The sequence below is a fragment of the Stackebrandtia albiflava genome, from assembly GCF_007994225.1.
Classification (GTDB): domain Bacteria; phylum Actinomycetota; class Actinomycetes; order Mycobacteriales; family Micromonosporaceae; genus Stackebrandtia; species Stackebrandtia albiflava.
Window position 1 is genome coordinate 1,671,570 of the sequence record NZ_VLLL01000006.1, and the last position, 15,882, is coordinate 1,687,451.

11 protein-coding genes are annotated in these 15,882 nt (G+C 70.4%); 4 read left to right on the forward strand and 7 right to left on the reverse strand.

Annotated features, from left to right (window positions below):
- Nucleotides 1–130: 130 nt before the first annotated feature.
- Both LX16_RS18825 and LX16_RS18830 read right to left on the reverse strand, forming a co-directional pair.
- The gene (locus tag LX16_RS18825; RefSeq protein WP_425304436.1) at nt 131–3,832 is read right to left on the reverse strand and encodes a multifunctional oxoglutarate decarboxylase/oxoglutarate dehydrogenase thiamine pyrophosphate-binding subunit/dihydrolipoyllysine-residue succinyltransferase subunit; all 3,702 of its coding nucleotides are present in this window, start codon (nt 3,830–3,832) and stop codon (nt 131–133) included.
- Between the two features lie 317 nt (nt 3,833–4,149).
- Complete coding sequence (locus tag LX16_RS18830) at nt 4,150–4,497, reverse strand: STAS domain-containing protein (RefSeq protein ID WP_158645655.1); 348 nt, start codon at nt 4,495–4,497, stop codon at nt 4,150–4,152.
- Between the two features lie 261 nt (nt 4,498–4,758).
- On the opposite strand from LX16_RS18830, the gene LX16_RS18835 reads away from it, so the two are divergent.
- The 3 genes from LX16_RS18835 to LX16_RS18845 are packed head-to-tail and all read left to right on the forward strand — an operon-like array spanning nt 4,759 to nt 8,341.
- Nucleotides 4,759–5,469: a response regulator transcription factor gene (locus tag LX16_RS18835; RefSeq protein ID WP_147140649.1), complete on the forward strand. Its 711-nt coding sequence runs from the start codon at nt 4,759–4,761 to the stop codon at nt 5,467–5,469.
- Nucleotides 5,466–6,998: a sensor histidine kinase gene (locus LX16_RS18840; protein ID WP_211354586.1), complete on the forward strand. Its 1,533-nt coding sequence runs from the start codon at nt 5,466–5,468 to the stop codon at nt 6,996–6,998. Before LX16_RS18835 ends, LX16_RS18840 begins: the two co-directional genes overlap by 4 nt.
- Nucleotides 6,999–7,051: 53 nt before the next feature.
- Nucleotides 7,052–8,341 carry a S1C family serine protease gene (locus tag LX16_RS18845; protein ID WP_147140651.1) on the forward strand — a complete coding sequence of 430 codons (1,290 nt, stop codon included), beginning with the start codon at nt 7,052–7,054 and terminating at the stop codon, nt 8,339–8,341.
- Between the two features lie 84 nt (nt 8,342–8,425).
- Here the strand turns inward: LX16_RS18845 and LX16_RS18850 are convergent, their stop codons facing one another.
- The 4 genes from LX16_RS18850 to LX16_RS18865 all read right to left on the reverse strand — a co-directional run bounded on the left by LX16_RS18850 (nt 8,426) and on the right by LX16_RS18865 (nt 14,471).
- Nucleotides 8,426–10,378, reverse strand: a complete 1,953-nt coding sequence (locus LX16_RS18850) for an MBL fold metallo-hydrolase (protein WP_147140653.1) — start codon at nt 10,376–10,378, stop codon at nt 8,426–8,428.
- Entirely contained in the window at nt 10,375–12,753 is a 2,379-nt protein-coding gene (locus tag LX16_RS18855) for a hypothetical protein (protein WP_147140656.1), read from the reverse strand. Before LX16_RS18855 ends, LX16_RS18850 begins: the two co-directional genes overlap by 4 nt.
- 234 nt (nt 12,754–12,987) lie before the next feature.
- A complete protein-coding gene (locus tag LX16_RS18860) occupies nt 12,988–13,596 on the reverse strand; it encodes a hypothetical protein (protein WP_147140658.1) in 609 nt (202 codons plus the stop codon).
- The gene (locus LX16_RS18865; RefSeq protein ID WP_147140659.1) at nt 13,593–14,471 is read right to left on the reverse strand and encodes a hypothetical protein; all 879 of its coding nucleotides are present in this window, start codon (nt 14,469–14,471) and stop codon (nt 13,593–13,595) included. Before LX16_RS18865 ends, LX16_RS18860 begins: the two co-directional genes overlap by 4 nt.
- Before the next feature lie 178 nt (nt 14,472–14,649).
- Between LX16_RS18865 and LX16_RS18870 the strand changes: the two genes are divergently transcribed.
- Nucleotides 14,650–15,219 carry a GNAT family N-acetyltransferase gene (locus tag LX16_RS18870; RefSeq protein WP_147140661.1) on the forward strand — a complete coding sequence of 190 codons (570 nt, stop codon included), beginning with the start codon at nt 14,650–14,652 and terminating at the stop codon, nt 15,217–15,219.
- 61 nt (nt 15,220–15,280) lie between these two features.
- Here the strand turns inward: LX16_RS18870 and LX16_RS18875 are convergent.
- On the reverse strand, nt 15,281–15,882 hold a 602-nt coding region (locus LX16_RS18875), incomplete at its 5' end, for a hypothetical protein (protein WP_211354587.1).

Consider the following 15,882-nt stretch of genomic DNA (forward strand, 5'->3'; position numbering starts at 1 on the left):
TCCTGTGGACTTTCGCTTCAGGGCTCTGCGACGGACGACGCCGCCGGGCCGTGATGGGCACCGCCTCGGCGGCGGAGAGAGCCGGACGGGCCGGGCGATGGACATCCACCGCCCGGCCCGTCCGGGTGGATCAGGACTTGGCCGGCATGGCCACGTCGATCAGCGCCTGCTGCTCGACGTCGTGGATCTTCTGCGAACCGACCGACGGGGCGGCGGCGGCCGGACGCGAGATCCGGCGCAGGCTGACACCGTCGAGGTGTTCCAGCAGGTTGAGCGCGATGTGCGACCAGGCGCCCTGGTTCGCCGGCTCCTCCTGCACCCAGGCGTGCTCCTCCGCGTTGCCGAACCGGGCCAGCTCCGCCTTGATCTCCTCGGCGGGCAGCGGGTACAGCATCTCCACCCGGATCAACGCGGTGTCGGTGATCCCGTGCTTCTCGCGGGCCGCGGCGAGGTCGTAGTACACCTTGCCGGAGCACAGCAGGACCCGCTTCACCCGCGACGGATCGACCGTGCCGTCGGCGACCGCGGGGTCGCCCAACACCGGCTGGAACCGGCCGGAGGTGAAGTCCGACACCGCCGACACGCAGTGCTTGTTGCGCAGCAGCGACTTCGGTGTGAAGACGACGAGCGGCTTCTTCTTCGGCGACAACGCCTGGCGGCGCAGCAGGTGGAAGTAGTTCGCCGGGGTGGTGCAGTTGGCGACCCGCATGTTGTCCTCCGCGCACAGCTGGAGGTACCGTTCCGGGCGCCCGGAGGTGTGGTCCGGACCGGCTCCCTCGTGGCCGTGCGGCAGGAGCAGGACCACGCCGGAACGCTGGCCCCACTTGGCCTCACTGGAGGAGATGAACTCGTCCACGATGGACTGGGCGCCGTTGGCGAAGTCGCCGAACTGGGCCTCCCAGCACACCAGCGCGTCCGGGTTCTCCACCGAGTAGCCGTACTCGAAGCCCATCGCGGCGAACTCGCTCAGCAGCGAGTCGTACACCCAGAAGCGGGCGCCGTCCGAGGCCAACGAGGCGATCGGAGTGTACTCCGCGGCGGTGTCGTGGTCCACGACGACCGAGTGCCGCTGCACGAAGGTGCCGCGACGGGAGTCCTGACCGGCGAGCCGGACCGAGACACCCTGCGACAGCAGCGAACCGAACGCCAGGATCTCCCCGAACGCCCAGTCGACGTCGCCCTCCACGGCGGCCTTGGCGCGACGCTGCAACACCTGGTTCACCCGCTTGTGCGGCGTGAAGCCCTCCGGCAGCGAGGTCTGCACCTCGCCGATCCGTTTGAGGACCGAGGCGTCCACGGCGGTGTCGACCTCGACCTCCGGTTCCACGGTACGGGTGCGGGTCGGCTGGCCGATCCCCGCGATCGCCTTCTTGGTCGAGGTGAAGACCCGTTCCAGTTGGGACTGGTAGTCCTTCAGCGCCTCCTCCGCGTCGGCGACCGAGATGTCACCGCGCCCGATCAGCGCCTCGGTGTACAGCTTGCGGACCGAGCGCTTGGCGTCGATGATCTGGTACATCAACGGGTTGGTCATCGACGGGTCGTCGCCCTCGTTGTGGCCGCGGCGGCGGTAGCACAGCATGTCGATGACGACGTCCTTGTTGAACGTCTGCCGGTACTCGAACGCCAGCTTGGCGACCCGGACGACCGCCTCGGGGTCGTCGCCGTTCACGTGGAAGATCGGCGCCTGGATCATGCGGGCGACGTCGGTGGAGTACAGCGACGAACGCGAGTACTCCGGTGCGGTGGTGAAACCGACCTGGTTGTTGACGATGACGTGGACCGTCCCGCCGGTGCGGTAGCCCCGCAGCTGCGACAGGTTCAGCGTCTCGGCGACCACGCCCTGCCCGGCGAAGGCGGCGTCACCGTGCACCAGCAGCGGCAGGACGGTGTAGCCCTCCAGGCCGAGGTCGAGCCGGTCCTGCTTGGCGCGGACGATGCCCTCCAGCACCGGGTCCACCGCCTCCAGGTGGCTCGGGTTCGCCACCACCGACACCGTCGTGGCGTACTCGCCGTCGGGGGTGGTGAACTTCCCGGTCATGCCCAGGTGGTACTTGACGTCGCCGGAGCCCTGGACCGTCTTCGGGTCCATCGAACCCTCGAACTCGGAGAAGATCTTCTCCGGCGGCTTTCCGACGATGTTGGACAGTACGTTCAACCGTCCACGGTGGGACATGCCGATGACGACCTCGTCGAGCGACTCGCGCGCGGCGTGCGACAGCACCTCGTCCAACAGCGGGATGAGCGACTCGCCGCCCTCCAGCGAGAACCGCTTCTGGCCGACGTACTTGGTGCCCAGGAAGGTCTCGAACGCCTCCGCGACGTTCAGCCGGCCCAGGATGTGCTTCTGGTGGTCGGTCTCGGGCTTCTCGTACGGCCGCTCGACGCGCGCCTGGATCCAGGCCCGCTCTTCCGGTTCCTGGATGTGCATGTACTCGATGCCGACACGGCGGCAGTACGACTCGCGCAGCACACCGAGGATGTCGCGCAGCCGCATCTTGCGCTGCCCGGCGAACCCGCCGACCGGGAAGAACCGGTCCAGGTCCCACAGGGTCAACCCGTGTTCGAGGATGTCCAGGTCGGGGTGGCGACGGATCTCGTACTCCAACGGGTCGGTGTCGGCCATCAGGTGGCCGCGGACCCGGTAGGCGTGGATCAGCTCGATGACCCGCGCGGTCTTGTCGATCTGGCCCTCGGAGGTGTGGGCGACGTCGCGGACCCAGCGGACCGGCTCGTACGGGATCCGCAGCGAGGTGAAGATCTCGTCGTAGAAGCCGTCGGTGCCCAACAGCAGTTCGTGCATCCGCTTCAGGAACTCGCCGGACTGGGCGCCCTGGATGACACGGTGGTCGTAAGTGGACGTGACCGTGATCGTCTTGGACACGCCCAACTCGGTGATCGTGTCGTCGGAGGCGCCGGCGAACTGCGCCGGGTACTCCATCGCGCCGACACCGATGATGGTGCTCTGCCCCGCCATCAGCCTCGGTACCGAGTGGACGGTGCCGATTCCGCCGGGGTTGGTCAGCGTCAGCGTCGCCCCGGTGTGGTCCTCCAGGGTCAGCTTGTTGTTGCGCGCCTTGCGCACGATCTCCTCGTACGCCTGCCAGAACTGCGCGAAGTCCATCTCCTGGCAGTTCTTTATGCTCGGGACCACCAGGGTGCGGGAGCCGTCGTCCTTCTTCAGGTCGATCGCCAGGCCCAGGTTGACCGCGCCGGGCACCACCAGGTGCGGCTTCCCGTCCACCTCCGCGTAGGAGTGGTTCATCTCCGGGTGGGTCGCGAGCGCCTTCACCAGGGCGTAGCCGATGAGGTGCGTGAAGCTGACCTTGCCGCCGCGTCCCCGCTTGAGGTGGTTGTTGATGACGATGCGGTTGTCGGAGATCAGCTTGGCGGGAACGTCCCGGACGCTCGTGGCGGTCGGGATCTCCAGGGACTTCTCCATGTTGGCGGCGACCTTGCCGGCGACGCCGCGCAACGGGGTGCGCCGCGTCTCACCGGCCGGTTCCGAGGCCACCGGCTTGGCGGGAGTCGGCTTCTTGCCCGGCTCGGCGGACTTGCCGGTCGTGGTGCCGGGCTTGGGCGGGGCGTCGGTCTGCTTCGTCGGTGCCGCCTTCGCCCGTGGGCGCTCCCCGGCGGTCGCGGTCTCGGCGGGCCGGTTGCCGTTCCCGGTGGACGCGGGGGTGCTCGGGGTCACCGAACCGCGGGTGGCGGTGGCGACCGGGGCGTTGGCGGGCGCGGCGGCGGGTTCGCCGCCCTGGGACGGCTGGTAATCGGCGAAGAACTCGTGCCAGGTCGGCTCGACGCTGGCGGGATCGGTGAGGTAGCGCTGATACATCTCCTCGACGATCCACTCGTTGGGACCGAACTCGGTGAGTGAGTGTGCACCTGAGGTGTTGTCTTGACTCGACACGGCCTTTGATCGCCTCTTCTGATGGGACCTGGTGGACGTTATTTCCCGACCGATAAGACTACGCGCTCGCCTCGGCGATCGTGAAGCCGGTTACCCGGCTAGCTGGGCAGTTGTCGCCGGGGGTGGTGAGGATTACCCGCCGGTAGTGGCCCGCGCCGCTGCGGGCCGTGAGACGACGAACGGCCCCGGGCGGCGGCTTCGCGCCCGGGGCCGTTCCACGTCGTGTCCGTACGCCTTCCGAATCAGCGTTCCTTGACCGCGGCGGCGAACGCGCTGGTCTGCTCCTCGAGCAGTTCCTGCGCACCCACCACGGTGAAGAGCCTGGTGATGAACTTGTTCGGATTGGTGACCGTCACCGGGATCCCCATGTCCCGGGCGATGCGGTAGGCGACCACCAGGGTGCCGATGCCGGTGGAGTCCAGTACCGTCACGTGAGCGACGTCGACCTGGATAGATGTCACATTCTCACCGCGGAGGACCGCCGTGATGGTTTCGCGAATCTTGGGAGCGGTGGCGTAGTCCACTTCGCCTGCCAGGCTCAGGACCATACCGCCGTCGGCGGTCGTACGAGTATCGATCGACAGCGTCATCTGCGCCCTCATTGAGGTCGGTAGTCGGTGCCCATCATTGGGCCGGTGGCCCGCGAGACCGGGCGCTTGGCACCCGGGCGGGAGGTTTCAGCGTATCCGATCCCCCTGCCGCCCGTGTAGTGCGACAACCGCCTATTTTCCGCCGACCGGCCCAGGGGCGTATCGGCCGTGCGGTTGATCACCCCGACGTCATGGGATTCACAGTATCTTCTCAGGCGTTATTCAGCACCGATCCAGAGGTCTTGGATCAAGATGGTAGGCATGACGGTAGCGGACAAGGAGCCCGAGGGCGAGGCCACGCTGCTGGTCGTGGAGGACGATCCCAACATCTGCGAGTTGCTGGCGACCAGTCTGCGGTACGCGGGGTTCACGGTGTACCAGGCGACCGGGGGCGAGGAGGCGGTGCGCGCGGTCACCCGTCACCGGCCCGATCTCATGGTGCTGGACGTGATGTTGCCCGACTTCGACGGGTTCGAGGTCGCCAGGCGGGTGAGGTCCGGGTCGGACCGCACCCCGATCGTGTACCTGACCGCCAGGGACGCCCTGGAGGACAAGGTGCGCGGCCTCACGCTGGGCGGCGACGACTACGTCACCAAGCCGTTCAGCCTCGAGGAGGTCATCGCGCGCATCCGCGCGGTGCTGCGGCGCAGCAAGGGCGACGTGCCCCCGCCGCCGCGCCTGAAGTACGCCGACCTGGAGTTGGACGAGGAGACGCACGAGGTGTGGCGCGCGGGGCGCCCGGTGCAGTTGTCGCCCACGGAGTTCAAGCTGTTGCGGTACTTCATGGTCAACGCCGGTCGAGTGCTGTCGAAGGCGCAGATCCTCGACCACGTGTGGCGTTACGACTTCCGAGGCGACGACGGCATCGTCGAGTCCTATGTGTCCTATCTGCGCCGCAAGATCGACAACACCGAGCCCCGGTTGATACAGACGTTGCGGGGCATCGGTTACGTCCTGCGGTCCCCGTCGTGACGAAAACGGAGACACCCGCAGATCCGACCGACGCCCGCGCTCCCGGGCCGTTGGGACGGCGCTGGGAGAACACGCCGTTGCGGGTGCGCCTGGTGGCGGCGGTGTTGCTGCTGGTGACCGGCGCGCTGGTGCTGATGAGCGTGGCCAACGTCAACTCGCTCCAGGAGTACCTGATCGACCGTGTCGACGAGGACCTGCGGCAACGGCTCGACTCCCGCAACGCGGCCATCATGATCGACACACCCGGCACCTCGTCACAGATGCTCTACACCGAGTTCGTGGTCTACCAGGCCGTCGGCAACGACCTGGGCGTCTACGACACCCACTTCGCCGTCGAGGAGATGCCGCTGCTGACGGCGGAGGACCTCTACGCGATGGCGGACGTCCCACGGACGATGCCGTCGGCCGACGGCAAACTGCGCTGGCGCGTCCTGTCCACTGTGATAGATCCGCACATCTCGGACGGCCAGCGCGTCGCACTGGCGATCGCCACACCGATGGACGAGGTCGACACCACCGTCGCCCGGCTCATCTGGATCGACCTGCTGGTGGGGGCTGCGGTGCTCGCAGGGCTCGCCGCGCTCGGAGTCGCCCTGGTGCGTGCCAGTCTCAACCCGCTCAAGGAGATCGAGCACACCGCCAGCGCCATCGCCGCCGGAGACCTGTCGCTGCGGGTGCCGCGGCGCGGCCCGGACACCGAGGTGGGCCGGTTGTCGGCCGCCCTCAACGTCATGCTCGGCCAGATCGAGACGGCACTGGAGGCGCGCGAGGCCTCCGAGGAGCGGGCGCTGGCCTCGGAGGAGCGGATGCGCCGGTTCGTCGCCGACGCCAGCCACGAACTACGGACGCCGCTGACCACGGTGCGCGGGTTCTCCGAGCTGTACCGCCAGCGTGGCGACGTACCCCCCGAGGAGGCCGCCGAGCTGATGCGGCGCATCGAGGCCGAGGCGATCCGGATGGGGCTGCTCGTGGAGGACCTGTTGTTGCTGGCGCGACTGGACCAGCAGCGGCCGTTCGAGTGGCACCAGGTGGACCTACTCAGTGTCGCCGCCGACACCGTCTCGGCGGCGCAACTGGTCGCCGACGGCCGCACCATCGACCTGTACACCGAGGGCGGGCCGTTCCTGGTGCGCGGCGACGACCTGCGGCTGCGCCAGGTGCTGTCGAACCTGGTGACCAACGCCATCCGGCACACCCCCACGGGTTCCCACGTGGAGGTGCGGTTGCGCAGTGACGGCGACTACGTCGACATGGTCGTGACCGACGACGGGCCGGGCATGTCCCAGGAGCAGGTGGAGCGGGTGTTCGAGCGGTTCTACCGTGCGGACAAGGCCCGGTCCCGGCAGGCCGGCGGCACCGGACTCGGCCTGGCGATCGTGGCGGCGCTGGTGGCCGCGCACGGCGGCGAGGTGTCGGCGCGATCGAGCCCGGGGGAGGGCGCCGAGTTCACCGTGCGGCTGCGACTGGATCCGGACGTGCGTTCCGGCGACGACGGTCCCGGCGAGGAACCGGAGGGGGGATCCCCATAGAACTCTGAAGGTTTCTCCAGTCTCGCCGAAGCCCGGGGCGTCATGCTGAGGACATGAACGCTCAGGAACAAGACCCACACGGACGGTTCGACCGGTCGGCGGATCACGCGGAGGGGAATCCGCCGGCGGGCGACCGCCCCGCCCCGGGCGCGGCGGACCCGTCGCCGTACACGGCGTCGGCTCCCGGCGGCCCGCAGTGGCAACCGTCCCCGTACGTCCCCGGCGGCACGGCGATGCCGGGCGGATACGTCTCCGGGCCGGTGACCGCGCCGCCGTATTCCACGGAGCCCGCACCGCCGCGGCCCGGTCGCCGCGGCGGCAGGGCGGTCGCCGCCGTCGCGGCGGCGGTGGCCATCGCGTTGGGTGCGGGTGGTGCGGGTGGCTTCATCGGGTACTCGCTCGCCGACGACGACCCGCCCGCGTCCTCGCCCTCGCAGTTCGTCGGCGACGGGGCGACCCTGTCCGACGTGGCGGCGGCCGTGCAGCCGTCCGTGGTGTCGGTGGAGACCGAGACGGCCGGTGGATCCGGGGTCGTCTACGACGACCGGGGTCACATCATCACCAACAACCACGTCGTCGCCTCGGCGGTCGGCGGTGAGGTCACCGTGCAGTTCGCCGACGGGACCTCCGCCCCGGCCGAGGTGGTGGGCACCGATCCGGCCGGAGACCTCGCCGTGCTCAAAGTGGATGACGTGGAGGGGTTGACGCCCATCACCGTGGGCGACTCCGAGGGGCTCGAGGTCGGGGACACCGTGTTGGCGCTCGGATCGCCGTTGGGACTCCAGGGGTCGGTGACCTCCGGCATCGTGTCCGCTCTGGACCGCACGATCTCGGCCGGAGAGGGCCCCCGGGGATCGGCGACCACGTTGAACGGCCTGATCCAGACCGATGCCGCCATCAACCACGGCAACTCCGGTGGCGCCCTGGTGAACGGACGTGGCGAGCTGATCGGCATCAACACCGCCATCGCCACGGCCGACAGCTCCGGCGGCAACATCGGCGTCGGCTTCGCCATCCCGGCCTCGACCGTGCGCGCGACGGCCGACCAGATCATCGAGGGCGGGTCGGTGGAGCGGGCCTTCCTGGGTGTGAGCATGACGGACATGCCCGGAGCGGTCGCCGGGGCCGTGGTCACGACCGTGCAACCCGGCAGTCCCGCCGAGGACGCCGGACTGGTCGAGGGCGACGTGATCACGGCGATCGGCGACACCGAGGTGTCCTCGGCCGCCGACGTGGCCGCGGCGGTGCAGTCGAGGCAGCCGGGGGACCGGGTAGAGATCACCTACTCGCGTGACGGCGGTACGTCGGAGACCGTCACCGCGACACTCGGCGGTACCCCGTAGCGGAGGGACGCGGGCTTCACCGGCCGAGGCCGGTGAAGCCTACTTCGGCTCTCCGTACGACGTCGAGGTGCCGGAACCGGGACTTCAGGGTTCGGGCCGCCAGGTCTCGGTGGCCGAGACCGTCGCCTGGCGGCGCAGTTGCAGCCTGCGGGCGAACTGTCGTTGCGCGGAGGCGCGACCGTGTACCGGCATGACCACCGCCGCCTGAGCCCGCGCCGCGACGTCGACGAGTTCGTCCTCTGTGGCGTGGGCGCCCAGCCGGTACTGGCCGACGTGCGCCGCCACCTCCAACGGTTCGTCGCCGTCGGGGAGCGTCATGCGTCCGCCTCCCGCGTCGGCGAGCCCCAGCAGCCGCGAACCGGGGCTGTCGGCGTCCTGGTAGCCGACCACCATGAGCCCGGAACGGGCGTCGGGCAGGATGGCGCGCGCCCAGGCGACGGCGGGCCCACCGGTGAGCATCCCGGAGGTCGAGACCACCAGACACGGCCGCTCGTCGGCGATCTCCTGCCTGGTGCGGCCCGGTTCCACCGGCCGCACGTTGCCGTGGAACACGGCGATCCGCTCGCCGTCGGGGCCGGGGTGACGCTGATAGGCGTGACTGAGTTCGCGGGCGAGGCCGTCGACCAGTACCTCGGCGTCGGGTAGATGGCGTCGGCAGATGAGCGCGATCTCCTGCGCGCGGCCCAATGCGAAGGCCGGGACCAGGATGCGCCCACCCCGGCCGAGGACACGGTCGGCGTCGGCCACGAACTGGTCCACGATGGCCTGTCTGGGGGGCAGCCGTCCGGCTCCCGCGTAGGTGGACTCCAGCAGCATCAGGTCGGCACCGATCGCCGACTCCGGAAGCCGCAGGCCACCCACACTGAGCTGCCCGGGCAGCGACACGTCACCGGTGACGACGATCCGGTGAGACCCGGCGGTGACGACCACGCCGGTCGCGCCGATGATGTGGCCGGCCTCGAACATCTCGACGTCCAACGCGCCGACGCGCCTGGTGCGACCGCACCCCAGGGCGTCCAGAGCGGACACCGCTCTATCCACATCAGACTGACGGTACGGCGGCAGCGGACCGCCCGCCCACGACTCGTCGGAGTCGGCCCGCCGGGCCATGACCTTCGCGGAGTCGGCCCACATCGTGCCCAACAGATCGCAGGTCGCCGCCGAGGCGATCACCGGTACCCCGGGGAACCTGGACAGCAGCGCCGGAACCCAACCGGCGTGGTCGTTGTGCGCGTGGGTGACCAGGATCGCGTCGGGGGCGGTGTCCAGTTCGCCGATGCCCTCCGGCGCGAGCGAATCGGCGTCCACTCCGGACGGCCGGGTCCCCGCGTCGATCAACAGGCGACTCCCACCCGCCGTCACCAGCACGCACGAGCCGCCGATCTCGGTGCCGCCGCCCAGCACCCGCACGGTCGGCGACAGGTCCTCACCGACGGTCGCGCGCGGCACCGGCTCCGGTCGGGGCGCCTCCTCCGCCGCGTCACGGACCGCCTGCAGCCGTTCCAACCTCGCGTGGGCGATCTCCAGATGACGACGCAACTGACCGAGTTCGTCGTCCAGGTTCTCGATGGTGCCGCGCAGTTCCCGGTTCTCCTCGCGCAGCGTGGCGAGCTGCACCTCCAGGCGGTCCCGGGCGGCCCGGAGGTCACCGACCCGGTGCTCCAGCCGGCTGAACCTGCGCTGTTCGGCGTCGGGCCGTTCCGCGCGGCGGCGCGCCCGGTGCTCCCGCCGCTGTGCCCGCCGATGCTCCGTCAACAACCGTTGCACCGCTGCGGCCGCCCGCTCGGCGGCCACCGGATCCGCCGCGACCAGGCCGGTCGCCGGTTCGGTGTCGATCCCGGCGCCCAACCGGCGGCCCAGCAGCCGCCGCAGGCCGGCCGAACCGGTCAGCACCGCCAACAGGCCGTGAACGCCGTCGGTGGTCTCCAGCAGCCTGTCCCGCGACAACGGCACGGCCGACCGCGCGACCACCATCTCCGCCGCGGCCGACAGGACCGCGGTCACCTGTTCCGGCAGCTCCTCCCACGGTGGCGTCATGACGTGCCGCCGTCTCCCGGTGCGGCTCCCGGCGGGAACACCGAGGCCGGTGCCGGTTCGGGACCGTACAACGGATCCGGGCTGACCGCCAACGACAACGCCCGGCACACCGCCGCCGCCGCCAGCCGGTACGGGCCGGTCGCGCCCGCCAGTTCGGCCTCGATGTCGGGCAGTGCCTTGTCGGTGCGTTCCCGGAAACGGGTCAGGGCGTCGAACCGCCACACCGCCGTGCGGTCGGCGTGCCGCTCGCCCCGGATGTCGGCCGCGATCGCGACGGCGACGTCGGCGAGGTCCAACACCTCGGTGAACTTGTCGGTCAACGTCTTGCGGGCGCCCGCGACGATTCGGGTCCGGTTGGCGTCCATGAGTTCGGCGGCGGTGTCGTCGATGGCGCGACCGGCCCCGAGCTTCCGGCACTCCTCGGTCAGGGCCTCCACCTGCTCGATCGGACCGTTCTGGGCGAGCGCGTCCACGAGCGGCCGGAGGACCCCTCCCGGTGCCATCCAGTGCCGGTAGACCTTGGTCGCCTTGTCGAACTTGAGCGTGCGCGTCTCGGCCGACGAGAGCAGTTCCTGAGCCGACAGGCTGGTGTGGTGCAGCCGGCTCGTCAGGTCGGCGAGCCTGATCAGCGCGGGATCCCGCGGCTGCACTCCTTGACGGCACAGTTCGGCGATCGCGTCGCGCAGTGCCAGGACCCGCGGGTACGCCGACAGGGCGCCCGGCGGCTCCGAGAGCCACGGCACGCCCCCCGCCGCCGGATCGACCAGTGACACCGGCATGGCCGCGGACACGATCAGCATCCGCGACACCGGATCCGCGGCGACGTCCGGTTCCAGCTCCGCCGAGACACGCTGGAAGCGTTCGGCGACGGCACCCTGCGGCACCCTGATCTGAAGTGCGAGCGCCACCAGTTCCCGTACCGGGTCCGGGACGTCGGGCACCGGCGGTTCGCCGGAGCCCGCGTCCGCCGGCGCGCCCGCCGCCACCGGTGCGTCCACCTCCGCGATCCGTTGCCGTGGCGGGGATGCGGCCGGTCCCGCCAGCGACGCCAGTCGCGCGCCCGCCTCACCGCGCAGCACACCGTCCAGATCGGCCAGGTCGGCGTCGTCGGACTCCGGAACCGCCGGTGTGACGGTGTCCTCCGGCGCCCCGGCACCGCTCTGCGGCGGGTCCGTCCGGAGCGCCGCGAGCCGCCGCGCCACCTCGGCCCGGGTCCCCGGGACCTCGCCCAGGTGCCGTGCCGCCTCCGGTTCCGAAAGCGCAAGCGCCAACGCGGAGTCGACCGCCTCACGGGTGGGCGCCACCTGCCGCCCCAGCACCAGGGTGAGCAGTTCCGCCATGGGCGTCATCTGCTCCTGAAGCACCCGCAGCGGCAGCAGGTCCACCGGATCGGGCGCCTCACCGGCGATCAACCGCTCGGTGATGCGCCGGGACGCGATGACCGCGTTCGCCCAGTCCTGAACCCCCGGAAGCGCGGGGCCGTCCTCCAGCGGCGGGCCGGCGGGAGGCTCGGAGGGCTCCGGGGCCGACGACACCTCCGGTTCGGCCGGCAACGGCGGCGCGTCGTCGTCGGGTGTGCGGGCGCGTTCCCGTTGCGCCTGCTCGAGTTCCGCCTGCCGCACCCGGGAGTCGTCCCGCAGCATCATCCGCAGTTCGGCCGGTGTGCCCGGTATCCTGCGGTCCGGTCGCCCCGCGAGATACCGCGTCAACGGGTTCGTGGTCGTCAACCGGCCGATCGCGACCGGCGGCAGCGCCGGGTACTCCGCGCACAGTGCCGTGTACCGCTCGGCGATGTCGGGGTGGGAGGCGGACAGGTAGGCCGCCGCCAACGCGGCGTGTGAGCACTTCAGCCCGATGACCACCGACAGCGTCAGGTCCTCGAACGAGTCCTCCGCCCAGCGATGCCAGGTGCGCAGACCGGCGACCACCTGGTCGTTCGTGACGATCAACGGCAACGCCAGGTCGACCAGCTTCAGACGGAGGCCGGTGACCTGACCCGACTCGAACGCGGCGTGGTGGAACAGTTCGGCCGCCGGATTCAGCATCGCGCCCAGGATCGGGCTCTCCGCCGGCGTGTCGTCGGAGCGCAACAGCGCCAGAACCTGGTCGGCGGCCCGGAGACTGACCTTGGTGACCGGGATGTTGTGCGGCTCGAAGACGGCCTTGCGCGCCGGGGTGTCCATCCGCTTCAACAACGTGCGGACGGTGTCGGGTTCCATCTCCTCCAGAAGCGTGGCCGCCAGGGAGTTGATCTCCAGACGGTCCTTCAGGACGTCACCGTCGGGCCAGCCTTCGGGCGTGGGAGGGACGTCGGCCCGGGGACGGGCGACGTGGCGGCGCTTGGCGCGGCTGCCGCGAGAGGCCGTTCTGCGCATGCCTGCCTTCCTGAGAGGCCGTCTTCGAACCTGCTGTCCTACTACGCGACGCGCGGTCGGCGCCTCGCCGCGATGTCGAAGGACCCCGCGTAAAACACCGGTACGCAGGACCTCCTCCGCCTTGCGACCCACTCGACCGGACCGCCGCCCGCTACGGACGAGGCCCGATGACGGTCTCTAAGCCGGTTGGTTCGCGCAAGTGTATGCGGGTTCCACGGGACCGGCTCGGGGCGATCAGGCCAGCATCCAGGTGAGCGCCGCCGCCAGGTCGATCGCCACGCACATGACCAGACCGTCCCGCGGATGCCGGTAGATGCGCTCCGGCCGCTTCGACCGCCGCAACCGGGGTCTCCCGAACGTCCCGATCATCAGGTAAGCCACCGCGAACGCCACCGCCGGTGCGATCGCGAACCCCAGCGCCGCGTCGGTGAGGCCGTTCCGGACGATGAACAGGGCGTGGACGGCGGCGGCCACGACCGCGCACAACGCGTACATGGACAGGTGCCGCAGCCGCGGACCCGCCTTGGGTAGGAAACCGGGAACCGTCGCCCATCGCAGGGCGTGGGACATCGCGGCGTCGGCGGTGTCGATGTGCCGGTAGGCGGCGGCGACGGCCCGGCGGGGATCGGTCACCGGGTCGGCGGGGGGGACGGCGGACAGCCGCGGCGGCGAGTACCGCAGCCTGGTCGCGGTGTGCAGCAGGTCGGCCTGCTGTTCGAGCAGCCGGTCGTCGAGGGCCTCGAGGTCGCCGTCCATCTCGCTGCGGCGGCGCTGCGGGGAGCCGTGCGTGGTCAGCTCGTCGGCGAGTTCACCCAACAACCGGTCGTAGTCCGCGCTGCTCACGGCGGGTCTCCGATCAACCAACCGTGCTGGTCGGCGAGGTCCGCGCACACCCCGCGCACGACCTCCGGGTCCGGTACGCCGTCCACGACGACGGGCAACGGCACACCGGCGACACTCACCTGTGGACCTTTCATCGAGACGTGGGTGGTGGCCGGCAACGTCCCGCCGCGCCAGCCGGCGACCACCAGGTGGAGCCGGGCGGAGACGGCGGCCGCCGCGAACGCGGTCAACCGGGCGACCACCCGGGGGTCGGCGCGGTGGAGCCCGCTCAACACGACGAGCCGTTCGGGCAGGTCCGAGACGTGCCGCCGGCGGGCCGACGCGATGTGCGACTCGGTCTCGGCGAGGATCCGGTCCAGGCCGGTGGCGTCGACGGCGACCGGTCCGGTGAGCCCGGCGGTCTCGATCGCCGTGAAGTCGGCGAAAACGCCGTGTCCACTCAGGTCCGCCAGCGACACCCGGAACGAGTCGGCGGGCCGGGCCGCGAGCAGCCGCAACGGCACCGACTGCACGATGGACAGTGCCCGGGGGTCGTCGGCGTCGGCGTCCACGCACAGGTGGCCGGTGCCCAGCAGGTTGACCACCACCGGGAACCGGTGGTCCGGTCCCGCCTCGCACTCGCCGATGCGTACGGCGAGCGGGTCGGTGCCGGAGGCACCGCCGAGCGGGGGAGGATCGGTGGCGCGGGTCAGCGCCCGTCCTAACCAGCCGGGCGTGATGACGGTGGCCGCCTGCGCCAGTCGGGTGATGATCCGGCGCTGCCGGTCGGGGAGTTCGGGCGCGAAGGCCGGTGCCGCGTCACGGGCGGCGTTCGCCAGCCCGGCGGCCGTCCGGTACTCGCGTACCGCGCGCTGGAACTCCTTGCGTGCCGCCATGTTCCTCACCTTCCGTTCGCCGGGCACGGGGCCGGTCGACGGATCCCGCCGTCGCCGGTGATCGTCACCGCCCAGCATAGATGCCGCCGGCCCCGGCGACGGCGGCCCGCGCCGCTCGTGGCGGGTGGTCAGACGTTGTCATTCCCTGACATTCCGGAATCTCCTATCGTGTTGTCCCATGCGGTACGTGGAGTACGAGTCGACCCCCGGGCGTCGACTGCCGAAGATGGCGGTCGCGGTGCGCCTGTCCGATCGGCCGCAGGATCTGGTGGTGTGCGCCGCACTGTCCGCCGAGTACAACGGCGAGGAGCCGCGGCGGGCGCTCGTCAACGCGCAACAGCACGTGGCCAAGCCCCGCAACGCGTTGTTCGTCGCGACGGGACCCGACGGCGGAATCGTCGGCTACGCCCGGATCAGCTACGTCACGACTCCGCCGAATCCGGCGCCGGACTCCGCGCCGGAGGGGTACTACCTCGGCGGCATGGTCATCGACCCGCGCTTCCGGCGGAGGGGCGTCGGGACCCGGCTCACCACGGAACGGTTGAAGTTCATAGCGAATCGAAGCGCCGACGCCTGGTATCTGGTCAACAAGGACAACCGGGCGTCGATAGCGTTGCACGTGGCGCACGACTTCCACGAGACCACCCGCGAGTTCACCTTCCCCGGCGTCGTTTTCGACGGGCCGGGCGGGATCCTCTGCCACAAGCGGCTGGACGAGTCCGCGACACGGTGCCGCGGCTGCCCCTAGAGGCCAACGATGACCGGCCCCGGACCGAAGGGTCCGAGGCCGGTCACGTGGTCCCGTCGCGTCAGCTCGCGTAGGGGTTCATGTTGGTGCCCAGGCCGGGGTTCTGGGAGTTGTCGGTGTCGCCGTACTCGACGGTCTCCAGGTACCCGTCACCGTCGGCGTCGGTCATCGTCACGTCCGCCACACCGTCCTCGTCCTGGTCGGTGATCACCGAGTCCACCAGGCCGTCGGCGTTGGCGTCCACCGCGTAGGTGTCCAACGCCCCGTCACCGTCGACATCGGTACCCACCGAGTCCACCAGACCATCGGCGTTGGTGTCGGCCGCGACCTGATCCACGTCACCGTCACCGTCCAGGTCGGTGTGCACCTCATCGATCAGACCGTCACCATCGACGTCGATCAACTGCGAATCCAGCACACCATCACCATCGGTGTCGGAGAACAACTCCCCGTCGGCGGTCAACACCCCGTCGGCGACCCCGTCGTGATCCACATCGATGAAGGTCTCCTCACCGGCCACCGTCGTGGCGTCCTCGATACCATCACCGTTGATGTCGAAGTAGTCACCCGACGCGTCATCCGCGGTGTAGTCGTCCTCCACCGGCTCATCCGTCGTCGTGTCCTCGAAACCGTCGCTCATCGCGCTTTCCTCTCCCATGTGGG

Excerpts from the sequence above, each read along its gene's own strand:
- LX16_RS18825 (WP_425304436.1), bottom strand. The coding sequence starts at position 3,832 with ATGTATCAGCGCTACCTCACCGATCCCGCCAGCGTCGAGCCGACCTGG.
- LX16_RS18830 (WP_158645655.1), bottom strand. The coding sequence starts at position 4,497 with ATGACGCTGTCGATCGATACTCGTACGACCGCCGACGGCGGTATGGTC.
- LX16_RS18835 (WP_147140649.1), top strand. The coding sequence starts at position 4,759 with ATGACGGTAGCGGACAAGGAGCCCGAGGGCGAGGCCACGCTGCTGGTC.
- LX16_RS18845 (WP_147140651.1), top strand. The coding sequence starts at position 7,052 with ATGAACGCTCAGGAACAAGACCCACACGGACGGTTCGACCGGTCGGCG.
- LX16_RS18850 (WP_147140653.1), bottom strand. The coding sequence starts at position 10,378 with ATGACGCCACCGTGGGAGGAGCTGCCGGAACAGGTGACCGCGGTCCTG.
- LX16_RS18855 (WP_147140656.1), bottom strand. The coding sequence starts at position 12,753 with ATGCGCAGAACGGCCTCTCGCGGCAGCCGCGCCAAGCGCCGCCACGTC.
- LX16_RS18865 (WP_147140659.1), bottom strand. The coding sequence starts at position 14,471 with ATGGCGGCACGCAAGGAGTTCCAGCGCGCGGTACGCGAGTACCGGACG.
- LX16_RS18870 (WP_147140661.1), top strand. The coding sequence starts at position 14,650 with ATGCGGTACGTGGAGTACGAGTCGACCCCCGGGCGTCGACTGCCGAAG.